The 17220-nt window shown below is 68.9% G+C and carries 15 protein-coding genes; 6 read left to right on the top strand and 9 right to left on the bottom strand.

The annotated features are described in order from the left end of the window. Positions 1–2 precede the first annotated feature (2 nt). Both accB and aroQ read right to left on the bottom strand, forming a co-directional pair. Positions 3–494: an acetyl-CoA carboxylase biotin carboxyl carrier protein gene (accB, locus tag DJ019_RS03455; RefSeq protein ID WP_111274566.1), complete on the bottom strand. Its 492-nt coding sequence runs from the start codon at positions 492–494 to the stop codon at positions 3–5. A 29-nt stretch (positions 495–523) separates the two neighbouring features. After that, positions 524–964, bottom strand: a complete 441-nt coding sequence (gene aroQ / locus DJ019_RS03450; protein WP_111274565.1) for a type II 3-dehydroquinate dehydratase — start codon at positions 962–964, stop codon at positions 524–526. Positions 965–1043: 79 nt separating this feature from the next. Between aroQ and thiS the strand changes: the two genes are divergently transcribed. The 3 genes from thiS (at position 1044) to DJ019_RS03435 (ending at position 4140) form a co-directional block, all read left to right on the top strand. Beyond that, positions 1044–1247 (top strand): sulfur carrier protein ThiS, encoded by a 204-nt coding sequence (thiS, locus tag DJ019_RS03445; protein ID WP_111274564.1) that lies wholly within the window; start codon positions 1044–1046, stop codon positions 1245–1247. Position 1248: 1 nt separating this feature from the next. Next, positions 1249–2037 carry a thiazole synthase gene (locus DJ019_RS03440; RefSeq protein ID WP_111274563.1) on the top strand — a complete coding sequence of 263 codons (789 nt, stop codon included), beginning with the start codon at positions 1249–1251 and terminating at the stop codon, positions 2035–2037. A 96-nt stretch (positions 2038–2133) separates the two neighbouring features. Continuing rightward, positions 2134–4140, top strand: a complete 2007-nt coding sequence (locus DJ019_RS03435; RefSeq protein WP_205854075.1) for a TonB-dependent receptor — start codon at positions 2134–2136, stop codon at positions 4138–4140. A 64-nt stretch (positions 4141–4204) separates the two neighbouring features. On the opposite strand, the gene DJ019_RS03430 is transcribed toward DJ019_RS03435, so the two are convergent. Both DJ019_RS03430 and DJ019_RS03425 read right to left on the bottom strand, forming a co-directional pair. Further along, on the bottom strand, positions 4205–5608 hold the full coding sequence (locus DJ019_RS03430; RefSeq protein ID WP_111274561.1) for an aldehyde dehydrogenase family protein: 1404 nt from the start codon (positions 5606–5608) through the stop codon (positions 4205–4207). A gap of 55 nt (positions 5609–5663) precedes the next feature. Continuing rightward, positions 5664–6818, bottom strand: coding sequence for an alpha/beta hydrolase family protein (locus DJ019_RS03425; protein WP_111274560.1), 1155 nt, complete (start codon positions 6816–6818; stop codon positions 5664–5666). Positions 6819–6906: 88 nt separating this feature from the next. Here DJ019_RS03425 and DJ019_RS03420 point away from each other — a divergent pair, with 88 nt between their 5' ends. From DJ019_RS03420 to DJ019_RS03410, 3 genes are read left to right on the top strand one after another with little or no spacing between them, the layout of a single operon-like run. Then, positions 6907–7572 carry a TetR/AcrR family transcriptional regulator gene (locus DJ019_RS03420; RefSeq protein ID WP_165843878.1) on the top strand — a complete coding sequence of 222 codons (666 nt, stop codon included), beginning with the start codon at positions 6907–6909 and terminating at the stop codon, positions 7570–7572. After that, entirely contained in the window at positions 7569–8258 is a 690-nt protein-coding gene (locus DJ019_RS03415; RefSeq protein WP_111274558.1) for a VOC family protein, read from the top strand. Before DJ019_RS03420 ends, DJ019_RS03415 begins: the two co-directional genes overlap by 4 nt. Before the next feature lie 11 nt (positions 8259–8269). Then, on the top strand, positions 8270–9523 hold the full coding sequence (locus tag DJ019_RS03410) for an acyl-CoA dehydrogenase family protein (protein WP_111274557.1): 1254 nt from the start codon (positions 8270–8272) through the stop codon (positions 9521–9523). Positions 9524–9564: 41 nt separating this feature from the next. On the opposite strand, the gene DJ019_RS03405 is transcribed toward DJ019_RS03410, so the two are convergent. From DJ019_RS03405 to DJ019_RS03385, 5 genes are all read right to left on the bottom strand, one after another. Further along, positions 9565–10554 (bottom strand): class 1 fructose-bisphosphatase, encoded by a 990-nt coding sequence (locus tag DJ019_RS03405; RefSeq protein WP_111274556.1) that lies wholly within the window; start codon positions 10552–10554, stop codon positions 9565–9567. A gap of 90 nt (positions 10555–10644) precedes the next feature. Beyond that, positions 10645–12126 (bottom strand): FAD-dependent oxidoreductase, encoded by a 1482-nt coding sequence (locus tag DJ019_RS03400; RefSeq protein WP_111274555.1) that lies wholly within the window; start codon positions 12124–12126, stop codon positions 10645–10647. 68 nt (positions 12127–12194) lie between these two features. Continuing rightward, positions 12195–12932 (bottom strand): DsbA family protein, encoded by a 738-nt coding sequence (locus tag DJ019_RS03395; protein WP_111274554.1) that lies wholly within the window; start codon positions 12930–12932, stop codon positions 12195–12197. 31 nt (positions 12933–12963) lie between these two features. After that, entirely contained in the window at positions 12964–14355 is a 1392-nt protein-coding gene (locus DJ019_RS03390; RefSeq protein ID WP_111274553.1) for a M48 family metalloprotease, read from the bottom strand. Positions 14356–14503: 148 nt separating this feature from the next. Beyond that, positions 14504–17125: an Rne/Rng family ribonuclease gene (locus tag DJ019_RS03385; protein WP_111274552.1), complete on the bottom strand. Its 2622-nt coding sequence runs from the start codon at positions 17123–17125 to the stop codon at positions 14504–14506. Positions 17126–17220 lie beyond the last annotated feature (95 nt).

Here is a 17220-nt window from a genome sequence, read left to right as displayed (position 1 = left end):
GGCTACTCGATGATGGCCAGGGGTTCACCGAACTCCACGGGCTGGGCGTCTTCGACCAGGATCTGCACGATCTTGCCACCGCGCGGGGCGGGGATCGGGTTCATGGTCTTCATCGCCTCGACGATGAACATGGTCTGGCCGGCTTCGACCGTGTCGCCGACCTTCACGAAGGCGGGCGCGCCGGGGTTCGGCTGCAGGTAGACCGTGCCGACCATCGGCGACTTCACCTCGTCGCCGGCGGCGCGGGCCGGGGCGGCGTCAGCGGCCGGCGCGGCGGTAGGCGCGCTCGCGGGAGCGGCTGGTGCGGCGACCGGCGCCGGCGCGGCGACCACATGCTGCACGGGCGCGGCGGTCAGCGTCTTGGCGACGCGGATCTTCAACTCGCCCTGTTCGACCTCGATTTCCGACAGGCCGGTCTCGGTGAGGATATCGGCCAGCTTGCGCACCAGGCGTGCGTCGAACGGATCGGCGGGCGCCTTGGAAGAGGTTGGCATGGAAACGGCCCTTGTCTCTTGAATCTAGCTTAGCGGGCCAGCAGGCCCGCGGCGGCCTCGACGGCCAACTCGTAACTCGCCGCGCCGAAGCCGGAGACGACTCCCGTGGCGGCGAGGGACACATAGGTTTCCCTCCGGAACGCCTCGCGCGCGGCGGGGTTCGAGAGGTGGCACTCGATCACCGGGATGCTGAGCATCTTCAGCGCGTCGAGAATGGCGATGGAGGTGTGGCCGTAGGCGGCCGGGTTGAGCACCAGGGCGGCGGCGTCGGTCCGCGCCTCCTGGATCCAGTCCACGAGCTGTCCCTCGTGGTTCGACTGGCGGAACACGACACCGTATCCCCTGGCCTTCGCACGCGCCTCGCAGAGGGCTCGCACGTCGTCCAGGGTCTGATGTCCGTAAATCTCGGGCTCGCGGGTCCCCAGCAGGTTGAGGTTCGGCCCGCTCAGCACATAGATCGGTTTCGGCATTCGGCTCCGCCGCTCGATTCCGGGCCCTTGTAACGGTCGCCGGCTAAGGCCACAAGCAAGCCGACTTGGAGCCACCCTTTTGCGTCTCACCGTCAACGGCGAAACCCGCACCTTTGAAGACGACGTCCGCGACGTCGCCGGCCTCGTAGCGGCGCTGGGCCTGGATACGCGCAAGGTGGCCGTCGAGCGGAACCTGGAGATCGTTCCGCGCTCATCCTATGCGGTCACGGCGCTGATGGATGGCGACCGGATCGAGATCGTGCACTTTATCGGAGGCGGCTGACATGGACGGTTCTTCTCATGCCGAGGACACCTGGACCGTCGCTGGCCGCACGTTCCGCTCCCGCCTGATCGTGGGCACCGGCAAGTACAAGGACTACGCCCAGAACGCCGCCGCTGCCGAAGCCGCGGGGGCTGAGATCGTGACGGTGGCCCTGCGCCGCGTGAATCTCAGCGACCCCAGCCAGCCGATGCTGGTGGACCATGTGAAGCCCGACCGTTTCACCTTTCTCCCGAACACCGCGGGCTGCTTCACGGGGGAGGACGCCGTCCGCACCCTGCGCCTGGCGCGCGAGGCAGGCGGCTGGGACCTGGTGAAGCTGGAGGTGCTCTCCAACACGCCCCACCTGCTGCCCGATATGGAGGAGACCCTGCGGGCGCTGAAGCTGCTGATCGCAGACGGCTTCCAGGTGATGGTCTACTGCTCGGACGACCCGGTCTACGCCAAGAAGCTGGAGGAGGCGGGCGCCGCCGCCATCATGCCGGCCGCCGCTCCGATCGGCTCGGGCCGCGGCATCCAGAACGCGCTCAACCTCGGCTTGATCATCGAGCAATCGAAGGTGCCGGTGCTGGTGGACGCCGGGGTCGGCACGGCCTCGGACGCGGTCGTCGCCATGGAACTGGGCTGCGACGCGGTGCTGATGAACACCGCGATTGCCGAGGCCAAGGACCCGATCCGCATGGCGCGCGCCATGAAGCACGCGGTGATCGCCGGCCGGGAGGCCTACCTCGCCGGCCGGATGCCCAAGCGGCTGTACGCCAGCGCCTCGTCGCCCCTTAACGGGCTGATCTGAGGTTACGCCCCGGACTGTAACGGCCGCTCGCAACCGTTCCGTACTGCCCCACCGCCCACGACGCCGCACATCACCGCCCGATCAATGGGGGTGAAGATGGTGCGAGTTTCCGGGCTGTTCCTGGCGGGCGTGATGACGGCCGGCCCGGCCGTCGCGGGCGAGGCGGTGGGAACGGCTCCGCGCGACGTCGAGGAGATCGTGGTCTTCGGGCGCGGCGAGGCCAAGATCGGCGTCGCCCATGCGGCGAGCGAGGGCACGGTGGCGGGCTCGGATCTGCTGGTGCGGCCGTTGTTGCGGACGGCCGAGCTGCTTGAGGCCGTGCCGGGGCTGATCGCTGCACAGCACTCGGGGACCGGCAAGGCCAACCAGTATTTCCTGCGCGGCTTCAACCTGGACCACGGGTCGGACTTCACGACCTACATCGACGACGTGCAGATGAACTTCCGCACGCACGGCCACGGCCACGGCTACCTCGACCTGAACGGGCTGATCCCGGAGGTGATCGTCCGCGAGGACTTCCGAAAGGGTCCGTATCGCGCCGACGGTGGCGACTTCGCCCTGGCCGGTGCGGCCTACATGACCACCATCGACGCGTTCGATCGACCCTGGGCGGCGTTGGAAGCGGGGGTGCGGGGACATGGCCGGGTGGCGGCGGGCGGCAGCGTAGACGATTCTTCCGGCGGCCGGCTGACGCTCGTGGGCGAGGCCAGGGTCTATGACGGCCCTTGGGAGCAGGCGGAGCGCCTGCGCCACTACGCGGCGTTCGGGAAATACCAGCGGGATCTTGACGTCGGTCGCCTGGAGGTGACGGCGCAGGCCTATCGAGGGACGTGGCGGCCGACCGAGCAGGTTCCCGAGCGGATCGTCGGGTCGGCGGCCTGTCCAGATGTCTACTGCTCGCCCGATCCCACCGCGACGGGGGAGACGACCCGTGTGGTGCTCAATGCGCGGCTGCTGGGCGCGGGGTGGAAGGCCAATGCCTACGCCCAGCGCTACGTCTGGGACATGTTCTCGAACCCGACCTATGCGAATCCAGACGGCTCTAGCGCCCAGATCCACCAGTTCGACCGCCGCTGGGTGCTGGGGCTGAGGGCCGAGCGGAGCTGGGACGTCTCACCGAGCCTTTCGCTGAGGGCGGGGGTCGAGGCCCGCTACGACGACATCGGCAAGGTGGGCGTCATCCAGACCAGCGGACGAGCGTTCGTGCAGTCGCTGGGCCTCTACCGCGTCGAGGAAGCCTCGGGGGCGGGATTCGCCGAGGCGACCTGGCGGCCGACCGCCCGGCTGCGGCTGATCGGGGGGCTGCGGGCGGACGCCTACGCCGCCGACGTCGCCGCGCGCGATGCGGCGGCTGCCGCGCTGGGCGAGGGCTCGGCGGACGACGCCATCCTCTCGCCGAAGCTGTCGGCCGCCTATGCCGTGGCCGACTGGCTGGAGCTCTACGCAAACGGGGGCCGCGGTTTCCATTCCAACGACGCGCGCGGGACGGTGGCGGCGACGCCGGTACCGCTGCTGGTGAAGGGGACGGGCGAGGAGGCCGGCGCGCGCCTGCAAGTTGGGAGGTTCAGCCTCACGGCGACCTATTGGCGCCTGTCGGTGGGTAGCGAACTGCGGTTCGTGGGCGACTCCAACGCCGTGGAGCCCACCGGGGCCAGCCGCCGGCGCGGCATCGAGCTCGTGGCCTTCTGGCGGCCGCTGCCCTGGCTGGCGCTGGATGGCAATTACACCGCCTCGCACGCCCGCTACCGCAACGACGACCATATCCCGAACGCCTTCGAGAACGCGGCGGCGGCGGGGATCTCGATGGTGAAGGACGGCTGGGAAGGCTCGCTGCGGGTGCGTCACCTCGGGCGGTCGCCGCTCATCGAGGACAATTCGGTGCGGGACCGGGGCTCGACGGTGGTCAACCTGCGCGCCGCGCGCAAGTTCGAGCACTTGGAGGTCTATGGCGACGTGCTGAACGTCCTCGGCAGCCGGGACAAGGACATCGCCTACTTCTACGAATCCTACATCCCCGGCTTCGACGCCGCGCCCGTGGAGGGACGGCTCAGCCGGGTCGTGGAGCCGCGGACGGTTCGCGCAGGCGTGACCTGGCGATTCTGAGCGCGGCGAACCTGCGGGCGACGGGCGCCTCCAACGCCGCCGCCCGCGGGCATTGCCACTGGCCTCAGCGGGCCATGTTGAGGGTCTGGATCTGGGTGAATTCCTTCAGCCCCTCCTCGCCCAGCTCAACGCCCACGCCCGAGAACTTCGAGCCGCCGAAGGGCAGGTGGGGCTGCAGGTCGGCGTGCTTGTTCACCCACACGCTGCCGCTTTCCATCTTCTCCGCCAGGCTCCAGGCCTTCTCGCTGTCCTTGGCCCAGATCGAGCCGCCCAGGCCGTAGATCGAGGCGTTGGCGCGGGCGATCGCCTCGGCGGGGTCGGAGTACTTGATCACCGGCATGACCGGGCCGAACTGCTCCTCGTCCACCAGCTTCGACCCGTCGGCGATGTCGCGGACCACGGTGGGCTCGATGAAGTAGCCCTTGTCGCCCTTGCGGTTGCCGCCGGCGATGATCTTGCCGTCCTTCTTCGCGCTCTCGATGAAGCCCAGCACCTTCTCGAACTGCTGCTTGTTCTGCAGCGGGCCCATCTGTGTGCCCTGCTGCAGGCCATCGCCGACGACGGCCTCCTTGGCGAGCTTGGCCAGCTCGTCGCACATGGCGTCGTAGATGCTCTCGTGCACGTAGATCCGCTTGGCCGCGATGCAGACCTGGCCGGCGTTCTGCATGGCCGCGCCGTAGACCTTGGGCGCCGTCTCCTTGGGGTCGACGTCGTCCAGCACGATCAGGGCGTCGTTGCCGCCCAGCTCCAGCGAGACGCGCTTCAGGGCGTCCGCCGCGCTGGCCATGACCTTCTTGCCGGTCTCGGTCGAGCCAGTGAAGCTGATCTTGCGGATGTCCGGGTGCTTGGTCATCTCGCCGCCAAGGTCGTTGGCGTCGGTGATGATGTTGAGGACGCCAGGGGGCAGGATGTCCTTGATCAGGGCGCCCAGCTTCAGCGCGGTCAGCGGCGTCGTCGGGGCGGGCTTCAGGACCACTGTGTTGCCGGCCAGCAGGGCCGCGGGGACCTTGAAGGCCATCAGGATCATCGGGAAGTTCCACGGCACGATCGCGCCCACCACGCCCAGCGGACGGCGGCGGATCTCGACCCGCGAGGTCGCGTCGTCCTGCACCACCTTCGGCGACAGGTCGAGGCTCGCGAAGTAGCGGAAGAAGGCCGCCGTGCCGAAGACCTCGCCCATGGCGTCCTGCAGCGGCTTGCCCTGTTCCTGGGTCAGCAGGCGGGCGAGATCGGGCAGGTTGGCCTGGATCACGTCGGCGATGGCCAGAAGCGCCTTGCGGCGCTCGTCGATCGGCGTGGCGCTCCAGGCCGGGAAGGCGGCCTTCGCGGCGGCCACGGCCTGGTCGAGCTGGGCCTTGGAGGCGCGGGCGCAGACGGCCACCGGCTCCTCGGTCGCCGGGTTGATCACCTCCAGCGTCGCGTCGCCGTCGACGAGGTGGCCGTTGATGAGCAGCTTGTAGTCCGACATGGGGCGTCCTCCGCGAAGTCTTGGCCCGGAGGAGAGGCCCCTTCCGCAGCGGCGGTCAAGCGAACCCGCGTTCGTCGAGCCATCCGCCGACGGCGGCGACGGCCTTCGGCAGCAGGTCGGGACGTTCGGCGTAGTAGTGGTCGGCCCCCTCGATGTGGACGAGCGACTTGTCCGTCGAGCCCACGGCGTCGAACAGGCGCTGGGCGTGGCTGGGCGTGCAGGCGAGGTCAGCGGTATTGTTGATCACGAGGGTCGGGCAGCTGATCCGGCCGCCATTGGCGATGCCGTTGGCGCGGCTCTCGTCATAGCTCCATTGCGACAGCCAAGACCGCAGGGTGGTGAAGCGGCCGAGGCCCACCGGGCCGTCGTTCACGATCTTCGGATCGCCCAGGTAGCAGGTGTAGGGCCGCCGGTCGGATGGGTCCTGGGTCGGGTCGGTCCAGCGGACGTCGCACATGGTGCCTTGGACCACGAAGCAGCGCTCGGCGTCCGGGTCGCCCTTGGCCTTCAGCTCGGCGAGCTGCGCCTTGGCCCAGGCGGTGATGCGGCGGTTGCGGGCGATCTGGCCCTCGCGGAACCGGGCGACGAATTCCGAGGAGTAGGGCGCCTTCTCGGGGCAGGCGGGGTCGTAGATGTTCAGGCCGGGGTCGCGGTCGAACGGCCGGCTCTCGTCGAGGATCGAGGGGTCCATCCACTCGGTCATGGTCACCGAGCGGCTGATGTGCGCGGCCAGCAGCAGCACCCCGTCGGCGGGCTGGAGGTTCGCGCCGGCGATGTCCACCGGATCCCCGGCCGGGGTCTCGGTGATGGTCGGGTGTTCGGCCTGGTCCTGGTAGAACATCGACAGCGAGCCGCCGCCCGACCAGCCGCCCAGGACGACCTTCTCGTAGCCGAACCGCTTCTTGAGGTCGGCGACGCAGGCGCCGAGGTCCAGGACGCACTTCTCCATGATCAGGGCGGTGTCGTTCCCCCGGTAGCGTGGGTTGCAGTAGATGACGTGCCGGCCCGCCCGGGCCAGGGCGCTGACCAGCGGCAGGAACGAGCCGCCGCCCACCGGGTGGCTGAACAGGATGACGGTCTTCGACTCGCCGACGTCCGGCCGAATGCGCATGCACTCGACGAACACCTGGCCCGTGGGCCCGCCGTAGACCTCCTTCAACCGGCTGTTGTCCGGATGGACAAACCCGTACGCCTCGCGAACCACCGACATTGCATTCTCTCCCAAGTCGCCCCCCGGCTTGTCGTGGCGCCGGTTCCTGACTATGAAATCAGGAAATCTGATTTCTGAGTCAATCGCGATGACGCCAACGCCGGAATGGTCTGCGACGCCGAAGGGGGAGGCCACCGCCTCGCGCATCCTCGACGTGGCGCTCGACCAGTTCTCGCGACTGGGGTTCGAGCGGGTGACGCTGGGCGGCATCGCCCAGGCGGCGGCGGTCTCGCAGCCGACGCTGCACTACCACTTCCAAGACAAGGCCCACCTGTGGCGCAGCGCCATGCTGGCCCTGGCGGCGGTGATCGCCGAGGAGGAACGGCTGATGGATGCGGCCCGCGACATGCCGGCCATAGTCCAGCTCCGAATGGCCATGCGCCTGTTCCTGCAGATCAGCTGGAAGCATCCCGCGCTCGGGCGCATCGTGGCGCTGGAAGGCATGGCCGGCGGCGAGCGACTGGAATGGCTGGACCGTCACCTCATCGGACCGCGCAACCGGCGCCTGGCGCAGATCGTCCGCGAGGCGATCGCGGCGGGCGACCTGAAGCCGTTCCCGCCGGAGCAGCTCGTCATCACGCTGCAGGCCGCTGCGGCGGGCGTGATCAATCTCGCGCCGCTTCTGCGCGCCGGGTTCGGCGTCGACCCTGAGGCGCCGGCGGCCCGCGCCGCCCACGACGACATGATCCTGGAAGCCGTGCTCGGCGGCTTCCTGACCGAAAAGAGCCGAGCGACCAGGGAGCAGACCACATGAGCCAGCATCCGACCGGAATCCACCACCTCGCCTTCATGGCGGACGACATCAAGAAGCACATCGAGTTCTTCTCGCAGGTCATGGGCTGCCCGCTGGTGGCGCTCTTCGACATGCACGGCGTACCCGGGGGCTTGCACGCCTTCCTGCGGATGAACGACCACAGCTACTTTTCGATCGTCCAGCTTCCGGCGGTGAAGGACATCCCGATCGTGGTGGGCAAGACCCACGCTGGTTCGGGCGCTCTGCCCAGTGCGCCGGGCACGCTGCAGCACCTGGCGTTCGGCGTCGACAGCGAGGCCGACCTGCTGGCCATGCGCGACCGGATCCGCAGCCACGGGATCAACGTGATCGGCCCCATCGACCACGGCATGTGCAAGTCGATCTATTTCGCCGGTCCTGACCAGATGACGCTGGAGGTCGCCACCTCGCAGGAACCGGTGGATCCGGCCGCCTGGATCGACCCCGCCGTACTGGCCAAGGCGGGCATCTCGAAGGAGGAGGCCCAGCGCTACAAGGCGCCTGCCGCCTATGCGGGGCCGAGCCCGGTGCCCCAGCCGGCCTATGATCCCGACAAGCCGCACATGGTCTATCCGAAGGAGGTCTACCTGAACCTCCTGCAGACTCCGGACGAGGTGCTGACCAAGGCTGCGTCCTACACGGCGCCGCCGGTCGCGGAACCGGTCTGAAGCCACCGCCGATGGCCTACGAAACCGAGGACCCGCCGCTCGCCGACCGTCGCATTCCGGCGGGCGGCGACTGGCTCTCGCCGGCCGAGCTGGCGGCCCTGACGCCAGAGATCCTGGTCGAGCGAATGAAGGCGCTGGCCCCCCGTATCTCTGCGGCCGCTGGTGAGGCCGAGCGCCTTCGGCGGCCGGTGGATGAGATCTGGAACGCCATTCGCGCGTCCGGCTATTTCTACATGTACGTGCCGAAGGTCTTCGGCGGCCTGGAGGTGACGACCGACCAATTCATCGACGTCAGCCTGCCCATCGCCGAGGCCTGCGCCTCCACCGGCTGGGCGGCCGCGTTCTGCGCGGAGCATAACTGGTTCCTGTCGCACTATCCGAAGGAGACCCAGGCGGCGCTGTTCGGGGGCGACTTTCCGTACATTGTCGCCCCGGTGGTCAGTAACCCGCCGGGCATGGCCCAGAAGGTCGACGGCGGCTACCGGATCACGGCGCGCTGGAAATGGGGCACGGGCGTCATGCATGCCGACTGGATCATGGGCAGCGTGATCGTGCCTGGCGAGGGCGATCGGCCGCGGATGCTCACGTGCCTGCTGCCCGCCGCCGACGCCCAGGTGATCGACACCTGGCACGTCTCAGGCATGGTCGGCACCGGCAGCAACGACATCGCGGTGAAGGACCTGTTCGTGCCAGAGGCCCGGACCGTGCCGTTTGACCTGCTCATCAGCGGCCAGGCGCCAGGGTCGCGGGACTACGACAGCCCGCTCTACAGCATGCCGATGTTGCCGTTCCTGGCCATGACCGCGGCCATTCCGGCGGTGGGCGCGGCCCGATGCGCGCTGAACGCTTACCGGACGCGGTTGGAACAACATGTGCGCATGGGCGCGCAGTCGCGCCAGGCCGACAAGCCCGCCGCCCAGATGCGGCTTGGGCGGGCCTCGGTGATGATCGATGCCGCCGAGCAGATCATCCGCAAGGCCGGACGGGACAATGTCGCCGCCGGCGCCCTGGCCGGGACCGAGCAGCTTGCCGAACGCATCCGCTGCCGGGCGCAGATCGCCTACGCGGTGTCGCTCTGCCGCGAGGCGGTGGCGTGCCTGGGCGAGGCCGCCGGCTCCAGCGCCCAGATGCTGGACCAGCCGTTCCAGCGGGCGGTCCGGGACATCAACACGATCGCCACCCACGTGGTCTTCGACGTGGACACCGCGTACGAACTGCAGGGCCGCAGCCTGGTGGGCCTGCCGCCGAACACCATGCTCGTCTGAGGGCGAGGGGGGGGCGGCTGGGTCCGGTCGCCCCGGTGCGTCTATCCCGCGTCGCCGGACGACGCTTCCCACGCCTTGGCGACGAGATTGCGGGAGCCCAGGAGAATGGGCGCGCGCTTGTGCAGGGTGTCGGGGCGGAGGTCCAGCATGGGGCCTTTGGCGGCGTAGGCCAGGCCCCCGGCCTTCTCCACCAGGTAGGCCATGGGCGCGCACTCATAGAGGACGCGCAGCTTGCCGTCGGCCAGCTTTGGACGGGCGTCAGCCGGATAGATGAATATGCCGCCGCGGACGAGGACGCGGTGCACGTCGGCGACCATCGCCGCCAGCCAGCGCATATTGAAGTCGCGCTGGAGAGGCCCGTCCTTGCCGGCCTTCATGTCGGCGACGAAGCCCTTGAGGCCTGGACGCCAGTGGCGCTCGTTGGAAGCGTTGATGGCGTATTCGCCGCTGTCCGGGGGCACCTGCATCGCCGGATGTGTCAGCAGCCAGGCGCCGCTGGCGCGGTCCAGGGTGAACCCCGCCACTTCGCCGCCGACGCTGAGGACCAGCATCGTCTGGGGGCCATAGAGGGCGTAGCCGGCGGCGAGTTGGGCGCGGCCGGGCTGGAAGAAGTCGACGGCCTCGATGACCGCCTTGCCGGCCGGGGCGGGCAGGATGGAGAAGATCGAGCCCACGCACATGGAGACGTCGAGGTTGCTGGAGCCGTCCAGGGGATCGAAGGCCACCAGGAGGTCGCCGCCGGCCGCGCCGGCCACCACGTCGTCGAGTTCCTCCGAGGCGAAGGCGGCGAAGGCCGGCTCCTCTGCGCAGCGGGCGAGGAAGACGTCATTGGCCAAGACGTCCAGCGCCTTCTGCACCTCGCCCTGGACGTTGGAGCTGTCGAGGGCGCCGGTCTGGCCCTCGAAAGGCGCGCGCTCGATCAGGCCCGCGATCTCGATGCAGGCCGCGCCGATCCGCTCGACGCCGCGCCGAAGTCTATCGGAGGCGGTCTCCTGGCCGGAAAGCCACTCGGTCAGGGTCTTCATACGCATAGGGCTCCGTTCACCTGTCGCGCTGGCTGTGAAGCCCGTCGGCGGCGAAGGCAAGATCAAACTCCCGCGCCGCGCGGACCCGACCAGGGTTCAGGCGGCCGGGCGAAGATCGGCCGTCGCCGAGACGCCGACCGCCTCCAGCAGTTCGCGCCGGCCTGGGGCCCCCAGGGCGGGATAGAGATCGGCGTTGGCCTTCTTGCCGCGGGCCCAGACCTTCACGATCTTGGCCACGTTCTTCGGCCGCTTCAGCCAGGCCTGGGGATGCTCCAGCATATGGAAGCCGCGCATGAACTCGCGCAGCAGCTCGACATCGTCGCGGATGGCCACGGCAACGCCGTCCTCCAGGAAGCTCTTCACGATGCGGCCCTTGAGCGAGCCCTTGGTGGGCGGGCGAAGCGCGGCCTCGGCGCGGCGGATGGCCGAGCGGTCAGCCTGGCGCATGACGTCGTAGTAGGGGCGAAGCTCGCGCTCCAGACCCTCGCGATAGCGGAGCAGGCGCTGAGCCGGATCCGCGCTCGTGCGCAGGCTTTCCGCCAGCTCATAGGCGCTCACCGCGGCGAAGGAACAGCCGCGGCCGTACAGCGGGTTTGTGCGCACCAGGCAGTCGCCGACCGGGAAGAAGCCCAGCACTACGGGCGCGCCCCCAGGCGCCAGCTCGCGCCAGCGGCTTTCCAGCTGGCCCATGCCGAAGACCCGGCTGGTGGGTTCGGCGCGGGCCGGGTCGATCCAGGGCGCGACGCCGGTCAGTTCGCGGCACATGCCGTCGAATACCGCGGGGTCGACGATCGACTTGCGCATCTCCTCCTCGACTTCGGGCGCACAGAGGGTGACCGAGAAGCAGCCGTTGTCGCCGGGGAAGACGCCGAACTTCAGGAAGCCGAGGTCGCCGGTGGTCGAGCCCGGCCCCCTGGCCGGTTCCTGCTGGCCCGGAAGCAGGCGGTAGTGGCGCGTGAAGTAGACCACTCCACAGGGCTCGGACGTCTCGGGCACGGCCGCGCCGGCTTCGGCGAGCTGTTCGTAGGCCTGGGAGGTGCGGCCTGCGGCGTCCACCACGATGTCGGCGTCGAGTTCGGTCCCGTCCTCGAGGACGACGCCGCGGACCGTGGGCGGAGATCCGGGCTCGATCCTGAGGGTCTTCACGAACGTCTGCGGGCGCATCGTTACGCCAGCCAACCCCTCGACGTAGCGGCGCATGACCAGCTCAAGCGTCGTGCGCCGACTGGTCAGGATCGCCAGGTCGCCATCGATCGGGGCGGGGACGTACTTCTGCTTGTGGCGGGCTGTCAGCGAGCCCTCGAAGCCAAGCTCGCGCACGCCGGCGGCGTGCAGCGCCTCCAGCAGCGCCGGGTGCTTGTCCCGAACCAGGGTGCGCAGGCGGGCGAGGAACGCATGGCTGTGCCGCAGGTGGCCTACGCCGCGGCGCTGCCAATCCTGGAACGCGGTGTCGGGGCCGCCCTCCGGCGGTGGCGGATCGCGGTCGAGAACCGTGACCTCGCGGCCGGGTCCGGCCAGCGCCATCGCCGTCCAGAGTCCCGCCATGCCAGCTCCGATCACCAGCACCCGCTCAATCATGTCGCACCCCTCGATGAAGCGTCGGGGGAAGTCTACCAGAACGCGATCTTGACGTCGGGTCGGGCGCTTTACGTCGGGGCGCCGGGCCGCTTCATGGCCTCGGCCTTCACCTTGGCCAGCGCGGCGCGAACGGCGTTCATGTCCGCGCCCGGGATGAGATAGTCGCCCACGACGAAGGCCGGCGTGCCTTGCAGGCCCAGATTGCCCGCGAGGGTCCTGACATCCTGCAACTGGGCTTCTATGGCTGGGCTGGCGGCCGCCTTGCGCACCTCGGCAGGATTGAGACCGACTTCGGTGAGATGCCGATCCAGCGCCGCCTCGTCCAGGCCGCGGTCGGCCATCCAGGCCTTGTGGAGTTCCAGACCCTTGGCCTTGGCCTGCGGGGTCAACGCCATCCGCGCGGCGGTGTCGGAGACTTCGCCGAAGATCGGCAGTTCCTTGAACACGAAGCGGACGTCCGGGTTCTCACGGATCAGCTTCAGCATCTCGGGAGCCACCACCTTGCAGTAGCCGCAACGGTAGTCGAAGAACTCGACGATCGTGAACTCGCCCTTCGGGTTGATCACGAGATCGCGCGGATCGCGTTCCAGCTGCTGGCGGAAGCGGGCGACGTTCGGCGCTGTGGCCTTGGCCTGCTCCAGCATCTGGTTCTGACGCAGCTTAGTGATCGCCTCCTCGATCACCTCGGGGTGTTCGAGCAGGTAGGCGCGCACCTGTTTGCCGAAGGCCTCGTCGTCAGGCTTCTGGCAGCCCGTCAAGGCAAGGGTGGTCGCGGCGAGGGCGGCCAGGGCGTAGGGTCGGGTCATCAGGTCCAGGTCGGTTGGTGTCGTTGGGGTCTCAGCGGCGCGTGGAGCCGACCGAGCCCTCGCGGGCGAGTTCGCGAAGGTCATCGCGGGTCGGTTCGGCCACCAGCACGATGTCCGTGGCCCGGCGCCATTCAGGCGTGCCGCGGTTCAGCATTTCGCGGGCGCGCATGGCGAAAACGCGAGCCTGGCGCTTGTCGCCGATGTTGTAATTGTATTCTGCGGTGGCGAGACGCGCGAGGCCGTCTTCGCCGAGGCGGTCGTAGGCTTCGGCCAGGATGCGCCAGGCGACGGCGTTGTCCTCTTCCTGGGTCAGGGCCTTCTTCAGCTCGAGCACGCCCTCGTTGATCTTGGCCTTGTCATCCAGGGCTATCAGCGTCTGGCCCAGGTTCACCCGCAGCAGCGGCGCGTCGGGCTTCAGCTCGACCGACCGCCGCTGAGGCGCCTCGGCCTCGGCTGTGCGGCCGAACTCGAACAGGATCTGGCCCTTGAGCTCCCAGAGATAGGGATTTTCCGGCTGTTCCTCGAGCAGCTTGTCGATCAGCCTGATCGCCCGGTCCGGCTCCTTGAGCTGGTAGTAGGCGATGGCGCGGGCGTAGCGCGACGGATAGTCCGTGGCCTTCTCGTCGTACTTGGTGATGGCGACGCCGGGGTTCAGGAAGCCGTCCAGCTTGGCCTTCATGATCGCATGCTCAGCCAGGGCTTCGGGGCTGTCCTTCTTGTCGTAGTGCGGTTGGCCCTGGACCTTCCGGCGCAGTGATTCGATCCGGTCCGACGAGATCGGGTGGCTGCGGAAGTACGCATAGCGCCGCGCCTCGTCGAAGACCTCCTGGTAGCGAAAGTTGTCGAAGAATTCGGCGAGGCCGCGCCCTGACAGCTCGGCCTTGTCGAGTAGCATCGCACCTGCCTGGTCGGCGCGCCCCTCCTGCTCGCGGCTGAAGCCCAGCGCGCCGAGGGTTCCAAAGTAGCTCGCACTGCCGGCCAAACCGGCGGCAGCCTCGGGCGAACCGGCGATCGCCGCAAGCACGCCGAGACCCATGGTCAGCAGGAACGGCTTCATGCCCGCCGAGCTCATCTCGCCCCGCCGCGCGCTGTGGCCGGCGGCCAGGTGACCCACCTCGTGGGCGATCACGCCCTGCAGTTCGTTGGGGTCGTCGGCCTCCAGGATCAGGCCGGTGTTGAACCCCATCACCCGCGGACCGGCGAAGGCGTTCAGTTCCTTGGAGCCTATGAGCAGGATTTCGACGCTGTCGGGATTGATCCCGGCGGCGCGGAGGATCGGCTCGGAGTCCTTCTTGAGGATCTCCTCGATTTCGGTGTCCCGAATGAGCGACTGGGCGGTGGCCGGGGCGGCGGTCAACGCCATCCCGAGGGCCGCGGCGGCCGCGAGCGCGATGCGGGAAACCGACCGGAAGGGGGAGGCCATGCTCTTCAACTCTTGCGACGTCCGTCCGCCCCCGAAGCCCGTGAATGCTAGAGCGGCCTTGCCGAAAGTGGAATTCCCTTTTCCACCATGGGCCGCCGATCAGATGGGGTCGCCGCCGGGTCAAAACCAGACCCGGCGGCGCCAGTGATCAGCCGCGACGCCACCAGCCCCGGCGAGGCGCCGGCGCGGGGCCGGAGATCTCGTTAGGGTCCGGGAGCTGCGGCGTGGGCTCGGGTTCCGGCTCGGCCGGGGCCGCCACGGCCGGCGCGGTCGCGACAGGCTCCGCCACAGGCTCTTCGACGGTCTCGGCAGGCGCCTCGGCGGCCTTCTTGCGGCTGCGGGTGCGCTTAGGCTTAGCCGGCGTTTCGTCCACCGTCTCCGGCCCGGGCGCCGACGCGACCGGGGACTCGGGCTCGGGTTCCGCCGGCGCTGCGACGGCTTCAGGAGCCGCCTCGACCGCGGCGTCGTCGGCGCGACCCTTGCCACGGCCGCGACGGGTGCGGCTTCGCTTGGGCTTCTCCTCGACTTCCGGCAGTTCGACCCAGATGTCGTCGTCGCTCTGCGTCGCGGGCGCAGCAAGAACAACGGGCGCGCTCTCGGTCGCGGCCACGGCGGGCGGCGCGGACCGGGGACCGGCCGCCGACTGGGGTGACGCCAGGGGCTTCAGATCCTCGGACGGATCGTACCAGACGAACGGGTCGTCCCCATAGGGCACCCACGGACGGACCCAGGAGAAGGCGTCCTGCGGGCGGAAGTCGTCGCGCATCCGGCGACCACCGCGGCGACCCCGGCGACGGCGGCGGCCCTCCCGGTCTTCCTCGGTTTCGGCGCGGGCCGGGCGATCGCGTTCAGCGGGCTCCCGTTCGGTCCGATCCTCACGCGGCTCATCGCCTCGCCGGCCGCGGCGCCGACGGCGCCGGCCTCGCCGGCCGCCTTCCTCGTCGTCGCGAGAAGAGTCCTCGCGGCGGTTGCGGGCATGCGGCTGGTCGTCGTCGGTGTCCTCGCGTTCGAGGTCCTCCTCGTCCTCTTCGACCTCTTCCTCGTCCTCGAAGGCCTCGTCGTCGTAGTCGTCGTCCGTGGACGGTGGCGCATAGCCCTGAACCGGTGCGGCCAGGGCGGCCGCATGCTCGGGCGAGGTCTCCATGGACGTCCGCTCGATGGCGTGGTCGGCGTGCGCCATCTCGTCCTCGATGACGACGGTGACGAACAGGCCGAACGCCTGATGCAGCCGCGCGAGGTGAGCGCGCTTTTCGTTCAGGATGTATAGGCCGATGGCCCGCGGCACCCGAAGGGTGGCTTCACCGCCGCCCTTCAGCGCCTCGATTTCCAGCGCCCGCAGAGACGCGAGGGCCGAAGACTCGACCGACCGTACGCGACCAGTGCCCTGGCAGTGTTCGCAGACGTGGGTCGTGCCTTCCAGCACGCCTGTGCGTCGACGCTGGCGGCTGATCTCCATCAGGCCGAACGGGCTGATCTTGCCCATCTGGACCCGCGCGCGGTCGTCCTTCAGGCAGTCCTTCAGCTTCTTCTCGACCGCCCGGTTGTTCTTCGCCTCATCCATGTCGATGAAGTCGATGACGATCAGGCCGGCGAGGTCGCGCAGGCGGAGCTGGCGGGCGGCTTCCTCGGCCGCCTCCATGTTGGTCTTCAGCGCCGTGGCCTCGATGTTGCGCTCGCGCGTGGCGCGGCCCGAGTTCACGTCGACGGCGACAAGCGCCTCAGTCTGGTTGATCACCAGGTAGCCGCCCGAACGCAGGGGAACGACCGGCGAATAGATCTGGCTGAGATGGTCCTCGACCCGGTGCTTCACAAACAGCGGCGTCGGATCGCGATAGGCTTGCACCTTCTTCGCCTGCGACGGCATCAGCATGCGCATGAAGTCGCGGGCTTCCTTGTAGCCGGCCTCGCCCTCGACCCAGACCTCGTCGATGTCCTTGTCGTAGAGGTCGCGGATCGTGCGCTTCACGAGATCCTCTTCCTCGTAGATCAGCGCGGGCGCGATCGAATGAAGCGTCGTCTCGCGGATGTTCTCCCACAGGCGCAGCAGGTAGTCGTAGTCGCGCTTGATCTCGGCCTTGGTTCGCTTGGCGCCGGCCGTACGCACGATCAGGCCCATGCCCGCGGGCACTTCCAGGCTGGCCACGACGCTCTTCAGGCGCTTGCGGTCCGTCACCGTTGTGATCTTGCGGCTGATGCCGCCGCCCCGGGCGGTGTTGGGCATTAGCACGCCGTAGCGGCCGGCCAGCGAAAGGTAGGTGGTCAGGGCCGCGCCCTTGTTGCCGCGCTCTTCCTTGACGACCTGCACCAGCATGATCTGCCGGCGGCGGATCACTTCCTGGATCTTGTAGCGGCGCATCAGCCGGCGACGGCGGCGCGCCAGCTCCTCCTCCATAACGTCGTCTTCGTCGTCGGAGGCGCCGAGATCGACGTCATCCTCGTCCTCGGGGTTACGGGCCCGGGGCTCGGGGCGGTCGTCCTCATGGTCCTCGGCTTCCTCGCGCAGCAGGGCTTCGCGGTCGGCGACCGGGATCTGGTAGTAGTCGGGGTGGATTTCGTTGAAGGCCAGGAAGCCGTGACGGTTGCCGCCATATTCGACGAAGGCCGCCTGGAGGGACGGCTCAACGCGCGTCACCTTGGCGAGATAGATGTTCCCTCGAAGCTGCTTTCTGTTCTGGCTCTCGAAATCGAACTCTTCAACGCGGTTCCCGTCGACGACCACCACACGCGTCTCTTCCGCGTGGGCTGCGTCGATCAACATCGTCTTGGGCATTACAGTCTCCGCGGCGCGCCACGCCCCTCAGGGTCTGGCGCTGCCGGCAATGGGGACGAGCGCGCGCGGGGGCTCCGGCGACGCCGGAAACGGCG

The organism is Phenylobacterium kunshanense (assembly GCF_003254525.1).
Taxonomy (GTDB): domain Bacteria; phylum Pseudomonadota; class Alphaproteobacteria; order Caulobacterales; family Caulobacteraceae; genus Phenylobacterium; species Phenylobacterium kunshanense.
This window is presented reverse-complemented; position numbering and strand designations above follow the sequence as displayed.